This is a genomic window from Variovorax ginsengisoli (assembly GCF_030486595.1).
GTDB lineage: Bacteria > Pseudomonadota > Gammaproteobacteria > Burkholderiales > Burkholderiaceae_C > Variovorax > Variovorax ginsengisoli_B.
The window spans coordinates 209609-227554 of sequence record NZ_JAUJZH010000001.1 but is presented as its reverse complement, the minus strand read 5'-3'; the positions used below and the strand labels follow the sequence as shown (position 1 = coordinate 227554).

20 protein-coding genes are annotated in these 17946 nt (G+C 68.0%); 10 read left to right on the top strand and 10 right to left on the bottom strand.

Annotated elements, in window-relative coordinates; translation table 11 throughout:
• Positions 1-13: 13 nt before the first annotated feature.
• Together QZH52_RS01080 and gpmA are read right to left on the bottom strand one after the other, a co-directional pair.
• Complete coding sequence (locus tag QZH52_RS01080; RefSeq protein WP_286536198.1) at positions 14-1456, bottom strand: S41 family peptidase; 1443 nt, start codon at positions 1454-1456, stop codon at positions 14-16.
• Positions 1457-1555: 99 nt separating this feature from the next.
• Complete coding sequence (gene gpmA / locus QZH52_RS01075; protein WP_286504917.1) at positions 1556-2299, bottom strand: 2,3-diphosphoglycerate-dependent phosphoglycerate mutase; 744 nt, start codon at positions 2297-2299, stop codon at positions 1556-1558.
• Between the two features lie 72 nt (positions 2300-2371).
• Between gpmA and QZH52_RS01070 the strand changes: the two genes are divergently transcribed.
• From QZH52_RS01070 to QZH52_RS01055, 4 genes are all read left to right on the top strand, one after another.
• Positions 2372-2779 (top strand): rhodanese-like domain-containing protein, encoded by a 408-nt coding sequence (locus QZH52_RS01070; RefSeq protein WP_286536197.1) that lies wholly within the window; start codon positions 2372-2374, stop codon positions 2777-2779.
• 21 nt (positions 2780-2800) lie between these two features.
• Positions 2801-3061, top strand: coding sequence for a glutaredoxin 3 (grxC, locus tag QZH52_RS01065; RefSeq protein ID WP_286536195.1), 261 nt, complete (start codon positions 2801-2803; stop codon positions 3059-3061).
• Between the two features lie 115 nt (positions 3062-3176).
• On the top strand, positions 3177-3641 hold the full coding sequence (gene secB, locus QZH52_RS01060; protein WP_286536194.1) for a protein-export chaperone SecB: 465 nt from the start codon (positions 3177-3179) through the stop codon (positions 3639-3641).
• A 22-nt stretch (positions 3642-3663) separates the two neighbouring features.
• Positions 3664-4665: an NAD(P)H-dependent glycerol-3-phosphate dehydrogenase gene (locus QZH52_RS01055; protein WP_301802560.1), complete on the top strand. Its 1002-nt coding sequence runs from the start codon at positions 3664-3666 to the stop codon at positions 4663-4665.
• Positions 4666-4696: 31 nt separating this feature from the next.
• On the opposite strand, the gene QZH52_RS01050 is transcribed toward QZH52_RS01055, so the two are convergent.
• From QZH52_RS01050 to QZH52_RS01035, 4 genes are all read right to left on the bottom strand, one after another.
• Positions 4697-5080, bottom strand: coding sequence for a 6-pyruvoyl trahydropterin synthase family protein (locus tag QZH52_RS01050; RefSeq protein ID WP_301802559.1), 384 nt, complete (start codon positions 5078-5080; stop codon positions 4697-4699).
• 25 nt (positions 5081-5105) lie between these two features.
• Positions 5106-5744: a 7-carboxy-7-deazaguanine synthase gene (queE, locus tag QZH52_RS01045; protein WP_286536191.1), complete on the bottom strand. Its 639-nt coding sequence runs from the start codon at positions 5742-5744 to the stop codon at positions 5106-5108.
• Between the two features lie 107 nt (positions 5745-5851).
• A complete protein-coding gene (locus QZH52_RS01040; RefSeq protein ID WP_301803325.1) occupies positions 5852-6649 on the bottom strand; it encodes a segregation and condensation protein A in 798 nt (265 codons plus the stop codon).
• A gap of 123 nt (positions 6650-6772) precedes the next feature.
• Entirely contained in the window at positions 6773-6979 is a 207-nt protein-coding gene (locus QZH52_RS01035) for a DUF3460 family protein (protein WP_286504922.1), read from the bottom strand.
• A gap of 103 nt (positions 6980-7082) precedes the next feature.
• On the opposite strand from QZH52_RS01035, the gene QZH52_RS01030 reads away from it, so the two are divergent.
• Together QZH52_RS01030 and QZH52_RS01025 are read left to right on the top strand one after the other, a co-directional pair.
• Positions 7083-7757 carry a hypothetical protein gene (locus QZH52_RS01030; RefSeq protein ID WP_301802555.1) on the top strand — a complete coding sequence of 225 codons (675 nt, stop codon included), beginning with the start codon at positions 7083-7085 and terminating at the stop codon, positions 7755-7757.
• 99 nt (positions 7758-7856) lie between these two features.
• Positions 7857-8306 carry an outer membrane protein assembly factor BamE gene (locus tag QZH52_RS01025; protein ID WP_301803322.1) on the top strand — a complete coding sequence of 150 codons (450 nt, stop codon included), beginning with the start codon at positions 7857-7859 and terminating at the stop codon, positions 8304-8306.
• A 4-nt stretch (positions 8307-8310) separates the two neighbouring features.
• On the opposite strand, the gene QZH52_RS01020 is transcribed toward QZH52_RS01025, so the two are convergent.
• From QZH52_RS01020 to metG, 3 genes are read right to left on the bottom strand one after another with little or no spacing between them, the layout of a single operon-like run.
• Positions 8311-9975, bottom strand: a complete 1665-nt coding sequence (locus QZH52_RS01020) for a SulP family inorganic anion transporter (RefSeq protein WP_301802552.1) — start codon at positions 9973-9975, stop codon at positions 8311-8313.
• A gap of 29 nt (positions 9976-10004) precedes the next feature.
• Entirely contained in the window at positions 10005-10211 is a 207-nt protein-coding gene (locus QZH52_RS01015) for a hypothetical protein (protein WP_301802550.1), read from the bottom strand.
• Positions 10212-10221: 10 nt separating this feature from the next.
• Positions 10222-12306: a methionine--tRNA ligase gene (gene metG / locus QZH52_RS01010; protein WP_301802548.1), complete on the bottom strand. Its 2085-nt coding sequence runs from the start codon at positions 12304-12306 to the stop codon at positions 10222-10224.
• Positions 12307-12361: 55 nt separating this feature from the next.
• Here metG and QZH52_RS01005 point away from each other — a divergent pair, with 55 nt between their 5' ends.
• Positions 12362-12829 carry a GNAT family N-acetyltransferase gene (locus tag QZH52_RS01005; protein WP_301802546.1) on the top strand — a complete coding sequence of 156 codons (468 nt, stop codon included), beginning with the start codon at positions 12362-12364 and terminating at the stop codon, positions 12827-12829.
• On the opposite strand, the gene QZH52_RS01000 is transcribed toward QZH52_RS01005, so the two are convergent.
• A complete protein-coding gene (locus QZH52_RS01000) occupies positions 12804-14039 on the bottom strand; it encodes a patatin-like phospholipase family protein (RefSeq protein WP_301802544.1) in 1236 nt (411 codons plus the stop codon). The two genes, QZH52_RS01005 and QZH52_RS01000, sit on opposite strands and share 26 nt — an antisense overlap.
• Before the next feature lie 47 nt (positions 14040-14086).
• Here QZH52_RS01000 and apbC point away from each other — a divergent pair, with 47 nt between their 5' ends.
• The 3 genes from apbC to QZH52_RS00985 all read left to right on the top strand — a co-directional run bounded on the left by apbC (position 14087) and on the right by QZH52_RS00985 (position 17941).
• Entirely contained in the window at positions 14087-15178 is a 1092-nt protein-coding gene (gene apbC, locus QZH52_RS00995) for an iron-sulfur cluster carrier protein ApbC (protein WP_301802543.1), read from the top strand.
• A gap of 15 nt (positions 15179-15193) precedes the next feature.
• The gene (locus tag QZH52_RS00990; RefSeq protein WP_301802540.1) at positions 15194-16138 is read left to right on the top strand and encodes a LysR substrate-binding domain-containing protein; all 945 of its coding nucleotides are present in this window, start codon (positions 15194-15196) and stop codon (positions 16136-16138) included.
• 108 nt (positions 16139-16246) lie between these two features.
• Positions 16247-17941, top strand: coding sequence for an OFA family MFS transporter (locus QZH52_RS00985; RefSeq protein WP_301802536.1), 1695 nt, complete (start codon positions 16247-16249; stop codon positions 17939-17941).
• Positions 17942-17946 lie beyond the last annotated feature (5 nt).

Below are 17946 nucleotides of genomic sequence, written 5' to 3'. Positions count from 1 at the left end.
GAGCCGCCCGGGATCAGTTGTCCTTCTTCTCTTCCTTGTTGTCGACGATGATCTGGGTCTTGCTGACCAGCACCGGCTGGCCCTTCAGGCTCTTGAGGGCCTGCGCCAGCGCGAAGTCGTCGGTGGCGCCGAACTCGGGCACCTTGCGGTCCTGCGGCGGCTTCTTGGCTTCTTCCTCGAGGCGCTTGCGAGCCTCGTCGCGGGCCTTTTCGCGCTCCGGGTCCTTGCTCTCGGGGCCCTGGCCGCTGGCCAGGTGCTTCTCGAGGTCGGCCTCGCGCATGCGCAGGGCTGCGAAGGGGCTGCCCTCGGCGCTCTCGTCGACCAGCACGTTGGGCACGATGCCCTTGGCCTGGATCGAGGTGCCGCTCGGCGTGTAGTAGCGCGCGGTCGTGATCTTGAGGCCGGTGTCGGGGCCCAGGGGGCGGACGGTCTGCACCGAGCCCTTGCCGAAGGTCTGGCTGCCCATGATCGTGGCGCGCTTGTGGTCCTGCAGGGCGCCGGCGACGATCTCGCTGGCCGAGGCCGAGCCTTCGTTCACGAGCACCACCAGCGGCACGGTCTTGAGTCCGGCCGGCAGGTTGCGCAGCGGGTCGCTGCCGGCGCGGCGCTGGTAGAACTCGGGCGCCGCCTTGTAGATCGACTTGCTCTCGGCCAGCTGGCCGTCGGTCGACACCACCGTGACGTTCTCGGGCAGGAAGGCGGCCGAGATCGCGACCGCAGCGTCGAGCAGGCCGCCCGGGTCGTTGCGCAGGTCGAGCACCAGGCCCTTGAGATTCGGGTCCTGCTTGTAGATTTCTTCGACCTTCTTGACGAAGTCGTCGACCGTGCGTTCCTGGAACTGCGACAGGCGGATCCAGGCGTAGCCCGGTTCCATGACCTTGCCGCGGACCGACTGGGTGCGGATTTCCTCGCGCGTGATCGTGACCGGGAAAGTGCGGTTCTCGTCCTTGCGGAAGATCGTCAGCAGCACCTTGGTGTTGGCCTCGCCGCGCATCCGCTTGACCGCCTCGTTGAGCGACAGGCCGCGCACCGCGGTGTCGTCGATCTTGGTGATCAGGTCGTTCGGCTTGAGGCCGGCGCGAAACGCTGGCGAACCCTCGATCGGCGACACCACCTTGATCAAACCGTCTTCCTGGGAGATCTCGATGCCGACGCCGACGAAACGGCCGGTCGTGCCTTCGCGGAATTCCTTGAAGGACTTCTTGTCGAAATACTGCGAATGCGGGTCGAGCCCGGCGACCATGCCCGAGATCGCATCCGAAATCAGTTTCTTCTCGTCGACCGGCTCGACATAGTCGCTCTTGACCATGCCGAAAACCGCAGCCAGCTGCTGCAGTTCTTCGAGCGGCAAGGGAGCCAGCGAGCCTCGTGCAACGGTTTGTAACGAGACGGTTGTCAGCACGCCGGCGAAGGCGCCTGCGGCGACCCACCCGGTGATCTTCATTTTCTGGCCCATGTGAAAGTGTCCTTGTCGCCTGTCAAACCAATATACACAGCTTGGAAGCAAGTTGTCTGCCGGGGTTCCGCGACCCTTTGAACAAATTAAGAATATTTGTTACGCCTTGGCTTGCGACGCCACCGCGGCCACGGCCTTTTCGGCGGCGTCGGCGTCACCCAGATAGTAGTGCCGCAGCGGCTTGAGTTCGTCGTCGAGTTCGTAGACCAGCGGAATGCCGTTGGGGATGTTCAGGCCCACGATGGCGTCGTCGGAGATGCCGTCGAGGTACTTCACCAGCGCGCGGATCGAGTTGCCGTGCGCCGCCACCACCAGCCGGCGGCCGGCGCGGATCGCCGGCGCCATCGATTCGTTCCAGAACGGCAGCACCCGGGCCACCGTGTCCTTGAGGCATTCGGTCAAGGGCACCTGCTCGGGGGCCAGCTTGGCGTAGCGGACGTCGCCGCGCTCGCTGCGCGGATCGTTGGGCTCCAGCGGCGGCGGCGGCGTGCCGTAGCTGCGGCGCCAGACCAGCACCTGCTCGTCACCGTACTTCTTGGCCGTCTCGGCCTTGTTCAGGCCCTGCAGGCCGCCGTAGTGGCGTTCGTTGAGGCGCCAGGAATGGATCACGGGCAGCCAGGTGCGGTCGAGCTCGTCGAGCGTGTGCCAGAGCGTGCGGGTGGCGCGCTTGAGCACGCTCGTGTAGGCGACGTCGAAGTCGTAGCCCTCGGCCTTGAGCAGCCGGCCGGCCTGCTTGGCCTGCTCGACGCCGGTCGGCGTGAGGTCGACATCGGTCCAGCCGGTGAAGCGGTTTTCGAGATTCCAGGTCGATTCGCCGTGGCGGATCAGTACCAGTTTGTGCATGGGAGAGGCCTTTGGGAACGCGTTCGGAAAGCCGACATTCTAAAATCCGGGGTTTGCCACTCAAGGAACACCGTGAAATTCATTGTCGACAACTGGATGCTGATCCTGATTGCGCTCAGCTCGGGCGGCATGCTGGCATGGCCGTTGGTGCGCGGCGCCAACGCCGGCTCGCTCACGGCGCAGGGTGCGGTGCAGCTGATCAATCGCGAGCGTGCGGTGGTGGTCGACGTCCGCGAGCCCGAGGAGTTCGCGGCCGGCCACGTGACCGGTGCCAAGAACGTGCCGCTGAACCAGCTCGAGCAGAAGCTGCCGGCCACGGTCAAGAACAAGTCGTTGCCATTATTGCTTGTCTGCGCAACAGGCGCACGGGCCCAGCGCGCCGTGGCGACCGCCAAGAAGCTCGGCTACGAACAGGCCCAAGCGGTCGCTGGCGGACTCAAATCCTGGAAAGACGCTAATCTGCCGCTTGAAAAGGCCTGAACCCTCCACGAAATAGCCCAGATGCAAGCCGTCAAGATGTACACCACCGCCGTTTGCCCGTACTGCATTCGCGCGAAGCAAATCCTCAAGTCCAAGGGTGTCGATCAGATCGAGGAGATCCGCATCGACAGCGACCCGCAGGCGCGTGCCACCATGATGGACCTCACGCGCCGGCGCACGGTGCCGCAGATCTTCATCGGCGACACCCATGTCGGCGGCTGCGACGACCTGATCGCGCTCGACGGGCGCGGCGGTCTGGCGCCGTTGCTGCAAGGCGCCTGAGCCGGTCGCCGGCCTGCCATCCGGCCGGGCGATAATCGCCGGCTGACCCCTCAGAAGCCCGCTCTCGGGAGCATTTCCCGGGCGGGCCTTGTTTTGATCCTCGAAAGTTAGAGCCATGGCCGACCAGCAATCACAAGACCCCGTTTTCCAGATCCAGCGCGTCTACCTGAAGGATCTGTCGCTCGAACAGCCCAATTCGCCGGCCATCCTGCTGGAGCAGGAGCAGCCGACCGTCGACATCCAGCTCGGCGTCGACGCCCAGCCGGTGACCGACGGCATCTTCGAGATCACCGTGTCGGCCACCGTGCAGACCAAGATCGGCGACAGGACCGTGTTCCTGGTCGAGGCCAAGCAGGCCGGCATCTTCGAGATCCGCAACCTGCCGGAAGACCAGATGGGCCCGATCCTCGGCATCGCCTGCCCGCAGATCGTCTACCCGTACCTGCGCGGCAACGTGGCCGACGTGATCCAGCGCGGCGGCTTCCCGCCGGTGCACCTGGCCGAGATCAACTTCCAGGCGATGTTCGAACAGCAGCAGGCCCAGGCCGCGGGCCAGGCTTCGCCGATCGTCACGCAGTAAATCCGGCTTGGCGCCAACGCCGATGAAGATCTGCGTGCTCGGTGCCGGTGCCTGGGGCACGGCGCTGGCCATCAATGCCGCCGGCCGCCACGCGGTCACGCTGTGGGCGCGCGATGCCGCCCAGGCCCAGGCCATGGCGGCGGCGCGCGACAATGCCCGCTATCTGCCGGGCATTCCCTTCCCCCCGGCATTGAAGGTCGTCGGCGGATCCGCCACGGCCGCCTTCGAAGGGGCCGAACTGGTCATCGTGGCGACGCCGATGGCGGCGTTGCGCGAACAACTCGGCATCCTGCGTGACGTGGCCTGTCCGGTGGCATGGCTCTCGAAGGGGGTCGAGCCGTCACGCCCGGGCTCCGCGGACCCGGGGCTGCTGGCCCATGAGATCCAGGCCCGCGTGGCACCGGGGCTGAAGGCCGGTGTGCTGAGCGGACCGAGTTTCGCCCAGGAAGTGGCGCAGGGCCGGCCGACGGCACTGGTCGCGGCCAGTCCGCTGGCGGCGGTGCGCGATGCGCTGGTCGAGGCCTTTCACGGTCCGACCCTGCGGGTCTATGCCAACGACGACATCGTCGGCGTCGAGGTCGGAGGGGCGGTCAAGAACGTGCTGGCGATCGCCACCGGCCTGGCCGACGGACTGCACCTGGGCCTCAATGCCCGGGCGGCCCTGATCACTCGCGGACTGGCCGAGATGACGCGTTTCGGCCTCGCGATCGGTGCCCGCAGCGACACCTTCATGGGCCTTTCGGGACTGGGCGACCTGGTGCTGACGGCGACCGGCGACCTGTCGCGCAACCGCCGGGTCGGGCTGCTGATGGCGCAAGGCCGCACGCTGGCGCAGGCGGTCGATTCGCTGGGCCACGTGGCCGAGGGGGTCTATTGCGCGCGCACGGTGGTCCAGCGGGCGCGCCACCTCGGGATCGAGATGCCCATCTCGGACAGCGTGGTGGCAGTGCTGGATGGCCGGATGGCCCCGGCCGAAGCGGTGGCCGGCCTGATGGGCCGCGAGCCGGGCGTCGAATCGGCCTGAGCCGCCGGCTTCGTCGAGCCAGTCTTGGCGCTCAAGCGCGCGGCGCCAGCTCCAGCACGCATTCGTCGCCCAATGCCTCGCGCCAGACCCGCACGCGCGAGGGCGCCGGCTCCATGTCGGCGAGGGCATCGGCGATGAATACGCAGAGGTTTTCCAGCGTCGGCGCGCCCAGTCCGGGCACTTCGTCGAGCAGGTGGTGGTCGAGCCGTTCGCGCAGTGCGTCCAGCCGGCGGCGCAGCAGGCCCAGGTCGACCACCATGCCGGTCCGGACATCGCGCGGGCCGCTCACCGCGACTTCCGCGCGATAGGTGTGGCCGTGGATACGGCGGCTGGCTTCGGTCTCGATGGCGCGCTCGAGCGTGTGGGCGGCGTCGAAGAAAAAGCGCTGGCTGACGGTGAATCGGCGAGGGTTCATCGTGAGGGTCGTCATGCTTGAGGGATCAGCGGATGCCGGTCAGCTTGTGAGTCTGCAGGCTCAGGCGCCAGCCGGGGCGGCGCATGCAGGTGTCGATACACAGCGCGATGTGGTCCGCCTGCGCCGGGCCATCCATCGGCTGCAGGAAGCGGTGTGCGAAGTGACCGCCGGCTTGCAGGGCGTCGAGGTCCAGGCCGGGCTGCGGCCATACCACCTTGAGTTCCTGGCCGGAGCGCTGCAGCCAGGGCGCGCCCGCCTTCGGGCTGATGCAAAGCCAGTCGATGCCCTCGGGTGCCGCCACGGTGCCGTTGCTTTCCACAGCGATGCGGAAGCTGCGCGCATGCAATGCGGCGATCAGTGCGGCATCGACCTGCAGCAGCGGCTCGCCGCCGGTCAGGACGACCAGTCGATGCGCGGCGTCATCGGCCGGCCATTGCGCGGCGATGGTGTCTGCCAGCGACTCGGCGTTCGCGAACCTGCCGCCCAGCGTGCCGTCGGTGCCGACGAAATCGGTGTCGCAGAAGCGGCAGACGGCGTCGGCACGATCGCTCTCGCGGCCGTTCCACAAATTGCAGCCGGCAAAGCGGCAGAACACGGCGGGCATGCCGGCCTGGCCGCCTTCGCCCTGCAGGGTGTAGAAGATTTCTTTGACGCTGTAGCTCATCGTGTTCAGGTGTCGATTTCGAGGTTGTCGATCAGCCGTGCTGCCGAGCCAGGAACCTCATTGGAGCCCGGTCGCTCCACGAGACGGAGGGACGTGCGGGGGTCAGGTCAGGCCGGCGAGTACGCAAGCCGCACGTAGATCGGCGCGAAGGCTTCGGCCTGCGTGATGTCGATCAGGGTTTCCTTGGCGAGTTCGAGCATCGCGATGAAGGTCACGATCAGGACCGGCGTGCCGCGCGTGATGTCGAACAGCTTCTCGAACTCGACGAACTGCCGTCCCTGCAGGTGCCGCAGCACGATGCTCATGTGCTCGCGCACGCTGAGCTCTTCGCGCGAGATCTTGTGGTGCTGGACCAGCTTGGCGCGCTTGAGGATGTCGGCCCAGGCGTCGCGCAGGTCGACCACGTTCATGTCCGGGAAGCGCGGCTTGAGCGACTGCTCGATGTAGACCTGGGCCTTCCAGAAGTCGCGACCGGCCTGCGGCATGGCACTGAGCGATGCCGCCTGCAGCTTGGTCTGCTCGTACTCGAGCAGGCGGCGCACGAGTTCGGCGCGCGGGTCTTCGGCTTCCTCGCCCTCGGCCGACTTCTTGGGCGGCAGCAGCATGCGCGACTTGATCTCGATCAGCATCGCCGCCATCAGCAGGTATTCGGCGGCGAGTTCGAGGTTGGTCTGGCGGATTTCGTCGACGTAGCTCAGGTACTGCCGCGTCAGCCCCGCCATCGGGATGTCGAGGATGTTGAAGTTCTGCTTGCGGATCAGGTAGAGCAGCAGGTCGAGCGGGCCTTCGAAGGCCTCGAGGAAGACCTGCAGCGCCTCAGGGGGGATGTAGAGGTCGTTCGGCAGGGCGAACAGGGGTTCGCCGTAGAGGCGGGCGAGGGCGACCTGGTCGATGACCTCCGGCATGGCGGCGACCACCGCAGCGCCGTCGTCCGCGATCACCTCGATCGGCCCCGAGCCTGCGCTGTCGGCCGATGCGCCATCGCCCTGGCGGCGGGCACCGGAACCCGGAACGGCCCGGATGACCACTTACTTCACGCGGGTCTGGTAGACGTAGGGCTGCTGCGGCACCTTCGCCTCGCTGTACTCCTCGAGCAGGCTGCGGTCGAGGTGCTTGTCCCACAGCAGGGCGCGCCCGGCGCGCTGCTCGGCCTCCAGCGTCGGCTTCTGTTCCTTCATCTGCTCGATGAAGTTGGTGATTTCGGACTGGTAGTGGGGACGGGCGAAGATGGACATGGCAATTGGACCTTTGGCGGGATTTTACCGGGTGGAATCCGCCTTGAAGCCTTCTTGCGCATGCGCTAGCGTGGCGGCTCCCATCCATCCAAGGAGATTGCCGATGAAGCGCCGCTACTCGATCTTCCTCGCCGCGACCGGAGCCGCTGCCCTGGCGCTGGTCGCCTGCAGCACCAGCGGACCCGCCACGCCCCAGAGCAAGATGAGCTTCTTCATCACCAGCGCGAACCCGGGCAAGGGCGGGGACTTCGGCGGACTCGCGGGCGCCGACCGCTACTGCCAGAGCCTGGCCGACAGCGTCGGCGCAGGCGGGCGCAGCTGGCGCGCGTACCTGAGCACGACCGCGACGGCCGGCGGTGCGGCCGTGAACGCCCGCGATCGCATTGGCAAGGGGCCGTGGGTCAACGTGAAAGGCGTGACGATCGCCAACAACATCGACGAACTGCACGGCACCAACAACCTCGACAAGCAGACCGGCCTGACGGAAAAGGGCGAGATCGTCAGTGCCAGCGGCGACCCCGTCAACAACCACGACATCCTCACCGGCTCGATGCCGGATGGGCGCGCCTCCACCGACACCAGCAAGGACACCACCTGCGGCAACTGGACCAAGAGCGGCGAGGGCTCGGCCATCGTCGGCCATCACAACCGCATGGGCACGAACGCGCCTCCGGCCTCGATGTCCTGGAACTCTTCGCATGCAACCCAGGGCTGCAGCCTGGAAGCCTTCAGGAGGACGGGCGGCGCAGGGCTGATGTATTGCTTCGCGGCGAACTGAGGGCGGCGGCTAGACTGACCGCCCCGTGCAATTTCCTGGGACGGTATGGCGCCAACCACAATCCGCCGCGGCCTCGCGGCCCTTCTGCTGCTGACCAACATGTTCTGGCTTTTCGGCTGCGACCCGAAGCGCATCAGCGAACTGGAGGAGGGCGTCTCCACCGAGGCCGATGTTCGCGCGCGTTTCGGCGAGCCCGAGAACGTCTGGGACACGCCTGCTGGGCGCGTCTTCGAATACAACCGCCAGCCGCAGGGCCAGAAGAACTACATGATCACCATCGGGCCCGATGGCCGCATGAAGGCCTTGCGCCAGGTGCTCACGCCGGAGAATTTCGCCCGGGTGAAGCCGGGGATGGCGATGGAGGATCTGCGCCGGCTGCTGGGCAAGCCGGCGCAGCGCATCCCCTACCCGCTGAAAAAGGAGACCGCGTGGGAGTGGCGCTGGATGCAGCCGCCGAACTCGCCGATGGTGTTCACCGCGACGCTCGATGACGACCAGCGCGTGACGAGCGCCGGCTCTTCGCCGGACCGCAGCACCGAGGCGCCCTGATCGCTCATTCGGGTGCCGCGGCCGCCAGCTCCGCCGCGAACCCCGAGCGCTCGAACGCCTCGCTCGGCTGCCCGTGCAGCGATTCCACCCGCAGCACGCCGCCGCGCTCACGCACCGCCTTGTGCAACTGGCGCAAGGCGTCCAGGCCGGTGGCGTCGATCAGGATCAGCTGCATGGCGTCGAGCACCACGGTCATGCCGCGCGGCGCACGCTCGACCGCCGCCACCATCGGGTCGAGCCTGGCGGCAGCGCCGAAGAACAGCGCCCCGTAGAGCCGGTAGGTCAGCACCGGCGGTTCCAGCGAAACCAGTTCGACGCTGAACAAGGTGCTCATGCGCCGCACGAACAGCGCGCAGGCCAGCACGATCCCCGCCTGCACCGCCACCGTGAGATCGAACACCACGGTGAGGAAGAAGGTGCCCAGCATCAGCAGCCGGTAGTGGCGGCTGAAGCGCCGCAGCATGGACGGTGCGAACTCGCGCCATTCGCCCATGTTCCAGCCCACGGAGACGAGGATGCCGGCCAGCACCGCGAGCGGCACATGCTGCGCGAGCGGCGCCGCGACCAGCACCACCACCATCAAGGTGATCGCATGCACGATGCCCGCGATCGGCGAAGTGGCGCCGGCGCGCACGTTGGTCACGGTGCGCGCGATGGTGCCCGTGGCCGGCATGCCGCCGAAGAACGGCGCGACCGCGTTGGCGATCCCCTGCGCCATCAGTTCCTGGTTGGGGTCGTGGCGCGGCAGGCCGCTGACCTGGTCGGCGACGCGCGCGCAGAGCAGCGATTCGATGGCGCCCAGCGCCGCGATGGTGAGGGTCGGCGTGACCAGCTGCTTGACCGTCTCCCAGGAGAAGTCGGGCAGCGCGAAGGCCGGCAGGCCCTCGGGGATGCCGCCGAAGCGGGTGCCGATGGTCTCGACATGCAGGTTGAACCCCCAGGACACCAGCGTCAGGGTCACCAGCGCCACGATCGGGCCCGGCACGCGGGAGCCGGCCTGCGCCGCGCCGGTGTTGGCGAAGCGGCCGAGCACGATGCGCACCGTCTGGCCGACGCGGGTCTTCTCGCGCAGCAGGTGCGGCCATGCGAACAGGCCGGCCAGGCAGGCCAGCCCGAGCCCGAACGCGGAGGGGTTGAAGGTGTCGAGGTGCGTCGCCAGCGTGTGCAGCTGCGAGAACATGTCGGCCGGCATCTTCTCTATCGACAACCCGAGCCAGTCCTTGATCTGCGAGATCAGGATCAGCGCCGCGATGCCGTTGGTGAAGCCGACCACGATCGACACCGGCACGTAGCGCACCAGCGTGCCGAGCCGGAACAGCCCCATCAGGAACAGCAGGAGGCCGGCGCAGGCGGTGGAGATCAGCAGGTTGGCCACGCCGTAGCGCTCGACGATGCCGTAGACGATCACGATGAAGGCGCCTGCCGGGCCGCCGATCTGCACCGTCGAGCCGCCGAGCGCGGAGATGAGGAAGCCGGCGATGATCGCGGTCCAGATGCCGGCCTCGGGCTTCAGGCCGGACGCGATCGCGAAGGCCATCGCCAGCGGCAGCGCGACGATGCCGACGGTGGCGCCGGCCCCGACGTCCTTCAGGAAGCGGCCCCTGTCGTAGCCCGCCAGTGCGTCGATCAGTCGAGGGCGGAAGGCAGCGAGCTTCAGGGGCGATGTCATGGCGCCATTGTGGACGCCGGGCGGGCGCCTCAGTCGGAGCTGCCGGGCAGCACCGCGTCGGCGGCGGCGCCGACCGCCTTGCCCGTGATGCGAACGGTGCCGATGGCGGCATCGGCCGCCAGGCCCACGGCGCCGGCACCGACGCTGACGGCGGTGCTGGCCACGCTGACCACCGCGCAGCCGGGGAGTGACGCGCAGGCGGCCAGGGCCAGGATCAGGACGAGGCGATGTTTCATGGCTTGGGGCTCAGCGCACCCGCATGCCTGGCGTCGCGCCCGGCCACGGCTCCAGCACGTGGATGCCGGGATTCGCCTTCTCGTCGGCGTGGCTGGCGGCCAGCACCATACCCTCGGAGATGCCGAACTTCATCTTGCGCGGCGCCAGGTTGGCGACCAGCACCGTGAGCTTGCCGACCAGCTGCTCGGGCTGGTAGACCGAGGCGATGCCCGAGAACACGTTGCGCGTCCGGCCCTCGCCGGCGTCCAGCGTCAGGTGCAGCAGCTTGGTCGAGCCCTCGACCTTCTGGCAGGCGACGATCTTCGCGATGCGCAGGTCGATCTTGGCGAACTCGTCGATGGTGATGGTCGGCGCGATGCCCTCGCCGCCGGGCAGTACGACGGCCTTCTCGGCGGGCGCGGGCGCCTCGCCGGCCGGTGGTTCGAACAGCTGGTCGAGCTGCTTGGCGTCGACTCGCTGCATCAGGTGCTTGTAGTCGTTGATCGCATGGCCGGCGCCCAGCAGCCGGCCGGCGTCGGCCGACAGCAGTGGGGCGCAGCCCAGGAAGGCCTCGACCTGCGCGGCCAGCGCGGGCAGCACCGGCTTGAGGTAGATCGTCAACAGGCGGAAGGCCTCGATGCAGGTCGTGCAGACGTCCTGCAGGCGGGCCTCCATGCCTTCTTTCTTGGCGAGTTCCCAGGGCTTGTTCTGGTCGACGTACTCGTTGACCTTGTCTGCCAGCAACATGATCTCGCGCAGTGCACGGGCGAAGTCGCGGCTGTCGTAGAGCGCCTGCATCGGCGCCGCGGCGGCCTGCAAGGTAGCCAGCAGCGCCGCGCCGTCGGCCGACGGCGTGCCGAGCTTGCCGCCGAAGCGCTTGGCGATGAAGCCCGCGGCGCGGCTCGCGATGTTGATGTACTTGCCGATCAGGTCGGCGTTGACGCGGGCGATGAAGTCGTCGGGGTTGAAGTCGACGTCTTCCACCTTGGCATTGAGCTTGGCCGCGATGTAGTAGCGCATCCATTCGGGGTTCATGCCGATGGACAGGTACTTGAGCGGGTCGATGCCGGTGCCGCGGCTCTTGCTCATCTTCTCGCCCGAGACCGTGATGAAGCCGTGCACGTTGACCTGGCTCGGCGTCTTGCGGCCGCTGAACTGCAGCATCGCAGGCCAGAACAGGGTGTGGAAGTAGACGATGTCCTTGCCGATGAAGTGCACCTGCTCCACCGCCGGATCGGCGACGAAGTCGTCGAAGCTCTGCGCGGTGCGCGAGGGCTCGTGCCAGTGGCTGGCCGCCTGCCCCTTGTCGAAGTGGTTCTTCAGGCTCGCGAGGTAGCCGACCGGCGCATCGAGCCAGACGTAGAAGTACTTGCCGGGGGCATCGGGGATCTCGATGCCGAAGTAGGGCGCCTCGCGCGAGATGTCCCAGTCGGCCATGCCGGCCTCGAACCACTCGCTGGCCTTGCGCGCCATCTCGGGCTGCAGCTTGCCGTCCTGGGTCCAGGTCTTCAGGAAGTCGACCACCTTCGGGTCGGACAGCTTGAAGAAGAAGTGCTCGGAACTGCGCAGCTCGGGCGTCGCGCCGGTCAGGGTCGAATAGGGGCTGATCAGCTCGGTGGGCGAATAGACGCTGCTGCAGACCTCGCAGGCGTCGCCGTACTGGTCCTTGGCGTGGCACACCGGGCACTCGCCCTTGATGTAGCGGTCGGGCAGGAACATGCCCTTGACCGGGTCGTAGAACTGCTCGATGGTGCGGGTGGCGATCATCCCGCCGTCGCGGAGCTTCTTGTAGATGCCTTGCGCGAGCTCGGTGTTCTCGGCGCTGTCGGTCGAGTGCCAGTTGTCGAAGCGGATGTGGAAGCCGTCGAGGTATTCCTTGCGGCCCGCGGCGATCTCGCCGACGAAGGCCTGCGGCGTCTTGCCGGCCTTCTCGGCCGCGATCATGATCGGCGCGCCGTGCGCGTCGTCGGCCCCCACGAAATGCACCATATGGCCCTGCATGCGCTGGAAGCGAACCCAGATGTCGGCCTGGATGTATTCCATGATGTGGCCGACGTGGAACTTGCCGTTGGCGTAGGGCAGGGCGGTGGTGACGAAGAGTTTGCGCTGGGACATAGGGGGTGCATTTTAGGTCGCGGGGCTATAGTCGTTGCCGCAACCGGAGGAAGCCGTGATCACCGCCTACGAAATCACCCTTGCCCAGGCGGCCGATGCCCGGGAGATCGCGGAGCTTTCCCGGGACACGATCGAGCAGGGCCTGTCGTGGCGCTGGACCGAGCGGCGGGTGCTGCGCGCCAGCCGCGACGAGGCGACCAACGTGGTGGTGGCGCGGCGCGACGGCGTGCTGCTCGGCTTCGCCATCATGCAGTACGGAGACGACGAGGCCCACATCTCGCTGCTCGCGGTGCGGGCGTCGCAGCGCCGCTCGGGGCTGGGCAGCGCCCTGCTGGCCTGGCTCGAAGCGACCGCCGGCGTCGCCGGCATCCGCGCGATCCGGCTCGAGGCGAGGGCCGGCAACGCGGCGGCCAAGTCGTTCTACGGCAGGCACGGCTTCACCGAGTGCGGATCGAGCCCGGGCTACTACGAAGACGTGGAGGATGCGGTCCGGATGGTCAAGCGACTGGGCCCGGCCGTCTGAGGCCGCCCCAGCCGAAGAATTCGCACACCGCGTCGCGCTGGTTCAGCGTATCGGCCCGGCCCAGCGCCATCAATTCCCGCGTGAAGCCCGCATCGAACAGCAGGTAGCTCGCGAGCGCCGAACCCTTGAGCTCGGCTGTCGCCGCGGACACCGCCGGTTCGCCCAGCAGGCTGCGCACCGCGGGCGGCAGGGCATGGACGTGGCGCGCGGCGATCGCGTCGATGCGCTGCGACGGTGCGATCAGCAGCAGCTCGACCGGCTCCAGCGTGGTGGCGGCGCGTGCCTCGGCCGGGATCAGGGCCAAGGTCGAGTTGATGCGGCGCAGGCGCTCCACGTCGGCGGTCAGCGCGTCGAGGAAGATGCTCGACAGCGCATGGCCGGCGATCTGCGCCAGCGACGGGTAGCCGCTCAGGGCATTGGGCGCCAGCGCTTCGGCCGGCTCCTGCATGCGGCCGGCCCCGACCGCCAGGATGCGGCGCGCGCCCAGGTGGATGGCGGCGGCCAGGGGTGCCGACTGGCGCATCGATCCGTCGCCGAAGTATTCGGCATGGCCGCCGATGTCCAGCGCGGTCGCCGGGAAGACGAACGGGATCGCCGACGAGGCCAGCAGATGCTCGTGCGCGATGCGCACCGGCGCCGCCAGTCGCCTGGAGCGGACCCAGGGCTGCTGCGTGTCGCTGGCCTGGTAGAAGGTCACGTGCTCACCCGAGCCATAGCTGGACGCGGTGACGGCCAGGGCGTCGAGGTGGCCCTGGGCCATCAGTTCGTCGAGCCGGCCGAGCGGCACCAGTTCTTCCAGCAGCCGGCGCAGGGGACTGTTGTCGAGCAGCGAGCGCGAGCCGCTGCGCCGCCAGCGCGCGATCAGCCAGCCGGCCGAGAGCAGGCGCGCCCAGGGTGCATCGCTGCTGAGCACGCGCAAGGCGTCCACGCGGTAGATCTGGTCGGGCCCGAGCCCGGCCCAGACCTGGCCGATCCGGCGCACCGTGGCCTCGAAATCGTCGGCGCCGCACGCCAGCGCGGCCGCATTGATCGCGCCCGCCGAGGTGCCGGTGATGATCGGGAAGAGCGGGGCCCGGGAGGACGCGCCGGCCGCGCGCCGCAATTTGGCCAGCGCCTGCAGCACGCCGACCTGGTAGGCGGCGCGGGCGCCGCCGCCGGTCAGGACCAGGCCGGTGGCGGCGGCGGGAGGGGCATCCGGGGCAGGCAGCATGGCCCGAGCGTACCTGCCCTAGACTACCCGCCATTCAGGAGTGATCAATGGCAGTTACGCAAGAGGCGCTCGCGGAGGCCCTCAAGGCCGTCCTCGACCCCAACACAGGCAAGGATTTCATCGGCACCAAGGCGCTGAAGAACCTGCAGATCCACGAGGGCGAGGTCTCGTTCGACATCGAGCTGGGCTATCCGGCCAAGAGCCAGGCGCCGGCGCTGCGCAAGGCGCTGGTGGCGGCCGCCAGGACGGTGCCGGAGGTGGACAACGTCTCGGTGAACATCGTGACCAAGGTCACCAGCCACGCGGTGCAGCGCGGCGTCCAGCTGATGCCGAACGTCAAGAACATCATCGCCGTGGCTTCGGGCAAGGGCGGCGTCGGCAAGAGCACCACGGCCGCCAACCTGGCGCTGGCGCTGGCCGCCGAAGGCGCCAGCGTCGGCCTGCTCGATGCCGACATCTACGGCCCCAGCCAGCCCATGATGCTGGGCATCCAGGGCCGTCCCGAGAGCGAGGACGGCAAGACCATGGAGCCGATGTCCAACCACGGCGTGCAGGTCATGTCGATCGGCTTCCTGGTCGACTCCGACGAAGCCATGATCTGGCGCGGCCCGATGGCCACGCAGGCGCTCGAGCAGCTGCTGCGCCAGACCAACTGGAAAGACCTCGACTACCTGATCGTCGACATGCCGCCCGGCACCGGCGACATCCAGCTCACCTTGTCGCAGCGGGTGCCGATGACCGGCGCGGTGATCGTCACCACGCCGCAGGACATCGCGCTGCTGGATGCCCGCAAGGGGATCAAGATGTTCGAGAAGGTCGGCGTGCCGATCCTCGGCATCGTCGAGAACATGGCGGTGCACGTCTGCTCGAACTGCGGCCATGTCGAGCACATCTTCGGCGCCGACGGCGGCCGGAAGATGGCCGAGCAGTACCAGATGGACTACCTCGGCGCGCTGCCGCTCGACATCGACATCCGCCTGCAGGCCGACAGCGGCAAGCCGACGGTGGTGGCCGACCCCGACGGCGCGGTGGCCGGCATCTACAAGGCGATCGCCCGGCGGGTGGCCGTGGGCATCGCCGAAAAAGCCAAGGATTTCTCGGCCAAGTTCCCGACCATCACCGTCAGCAAGAACACCTGAGGCCGCGCCGGCTCGATGAACCTGCTCGCCTCGATGCGCTATCTCGTCGCGCTCGACGAGCATCGTCATTTCGGCCGTGCGGCGCAGGCCTGCCACATCACGCAGCCGGCGTTGTCGAATGCCCTGCGGGCGCTGGAGGCCGAGTACGGCGTGGTCATCGCGCGCCGCGGGCGCACCTACGCCGGTCTGACGCACGAAGGCGAACTCGTTCTCGCGACCGCCCAGCGCATGCTGCGCGAAAGCGAAGTGCTGCAGCAGGCGCTGCGCAGCGAGGAGGGCAGGCCCTGCGGCCATCTGCGCATGGCCGCCGTCCCCACCGCCATTCCGATGCTCTCGCGCTTCGCGGCGCTGCTGCAGCAGCGCCACCCCGGCATCGTGCCGGCGGTGCTGACGATGAGCTCCCAGGAGCTCGAGACCGGCCTCGAGACCCTGTCGCTGGACCTGGCGCTGGGCTACATCGAGCGGATGCACCTGCGCGACGTCAAGCTGGAGGCCTGGCCGCAAAGCATCGAGCACTACTTCCTGTTGCGGCGCGCCGCGCGCCCGGCGGCCGATACGCTGCGGATCGGCCAGCCGATCGGCTGGGCCGAAGCGGCGTTGCAGCCGCTGTGCCTGCTGACGCCGGACATGCACAACCGCTCCATCGTCGACCAGGCCTTCCGGAGCGCGGGCGCGACCGTGACCCCGGCGATCGAGACCAACTCGGTGCTCACGCTGGTGCTCGGCGTCGTCGCCGGCGAGGTCTGCAGCGTGCTGCCGGGCGCCATGGTCGCCGCCGTGCGCAGCCAGCGCGAGCTCGAGGCGCTGCCGCTCGTGGCCCCGGAGGTGACGACGCCGATCGGCTTCATGACCCAGCAGGGCGTGCGGCCTTCGCGCGCCCTCGAAGCGGCGCTGGCGCTGCTGCGCACGCCGCAATGGCAGGCCCAGGTCGAGATGCACAGCGGTGCCCTGGGTGCCTGATCTGGATACAAGCGTCATACCTACTTGACGTTTTGTAACAAGCGCGCCGACACTCCACGGGCCCCAGAGAGGGCCGTTCGGGTTCACACCACAACTGGAGAAAAACAGATGGCAGCTTCATCCGCAGGCGTCCTCGACGGGGACGGCATCGGCGCAACCGGGCCGCAGCCCGGCTTTCTCGACAAGGAACGGATCATCGCCGGGCCGGGCTTCAACCGTTGGCTGGTGCCGCCGGCCGCCCTGGCCATCCACCTCTGCATCGGCATGGCCTATGGCTTCTCGGTGTTCTGGCTGCCGTTGTCGAAGGCGCTCGCCACCGCCGGCACCGGCGCCCAGGCCTGCGCCAAGGACATGAGCTTCTTCGCCGAACTGTTCGCCAGCGGCTGCGACTGGCGCATCGCGACGCTGGGCTGGATGTACACGCTGTTCTTCGTCTTCCTCGGCTGCTCGGCGGCGCTGTGGGGCGGCTGGCTCGAGCGCGCGGGCCCGCGCAAGGCCGGCGTCGTGTCGGCCGTATGCTGGTGCGGCGGCATGATGCTGTCGGCCGTCGGCATCCATCTGCATCAGTTCTGGCTGATGATCCTCGGCTCGGGCGTGATCGGCGGCATCGGGCTGGGCCTCGGCTATATCTCGCCGGTGAGCACCCTCATCAAGTGGTTTCCCGACCGACGCGGCATGGCGACCGGGATGGCCATCATGGGCTTCGGCGGCGGCGCGATGATCGGCTCGCCGCTCGCCGTCGACCTCATGAAGAGCTTCGCGAGCCCGACCGACGTCGGCGTGATGCAGACCTTCGTCGTGATGGCGATGGTCTACTTCCTCTTCATGATGGGCGGCGCGCTCGGCTACCGGGTGCCCGCGACCGGCTGGAAGCCCAAGGGCTGGACACCGCCGCCCGCGCAGGCCGGCAACGCCATGATCACGCAGCGCCACGTGCACGTGAAGAAGGTCTGGGGCATTCCGCAGTTCTGGCTGGTGTGGATGGTGCTCACGATGAACGTGAGCGCGGGCATCGGCGTCATCGGCATGGCCAGCCCGATGCTGCAGGAAGTGTTCGGCGGCAACCTGATCGGCGTCGCCAAGAAGTTCGGCGAACTCGACAAGACCCAGCTCGCGGCCATCGCCACGGTGGCGGGCGGCTTCGCGGCGCTGCTTTCGCTGTTCAACATCGGCGGGCGCTTCTTCTGGGCCAGCCTGTCGGACAAGCTGGGCCGCAAGCTCACCTACACCGTCTTCTTCGTGCTCGGCGGCCTGCTGTACTGGAGCATTCCGTCGTCCGCCGGCGCCGGCAGCAAGCTGCTGTTCGTCGGTGCCTTCTGCATCATCCTGTCGATGTACGGCGGCGGCTTCGCCACCGTGCCGGCCTACCTCGCCGACCTGTTCGGCACGCAGATGGTGGGCGCCATCCACGGCCGCCTGCTGACCGCCTGGGCGACGGCCGGCATCCTCGGGCCGGTGGTGGTGAACTACATGCGCGAATACCAGCTCGGACTTGGCATTCCGCGCGAGCAGGTCTACAACCAGACCATGTACATCCTGGTCGGCATGCTCGTGATCGGGCTGGTCTGCAACCTGCTGGTGCGGCCCGTGGCGGACAAGCACTTCATGAGCGACGAAGAACTCGCGCATGAGAAGAAGCTAGCGCACGAAAAAGCCATTGCCGCCGAGATGGGTTCGGCCTCGGCGCGCAACAATGACGCAGTCAGCCCGCTCGTGGTCGCACTGGCCTGGCTGGCGGTCGGCATTCCGCTGACCTGGGGCGTCTACCGCACACTGGTGGCCGCCGCGAAATTTTTCAACTGACCGTG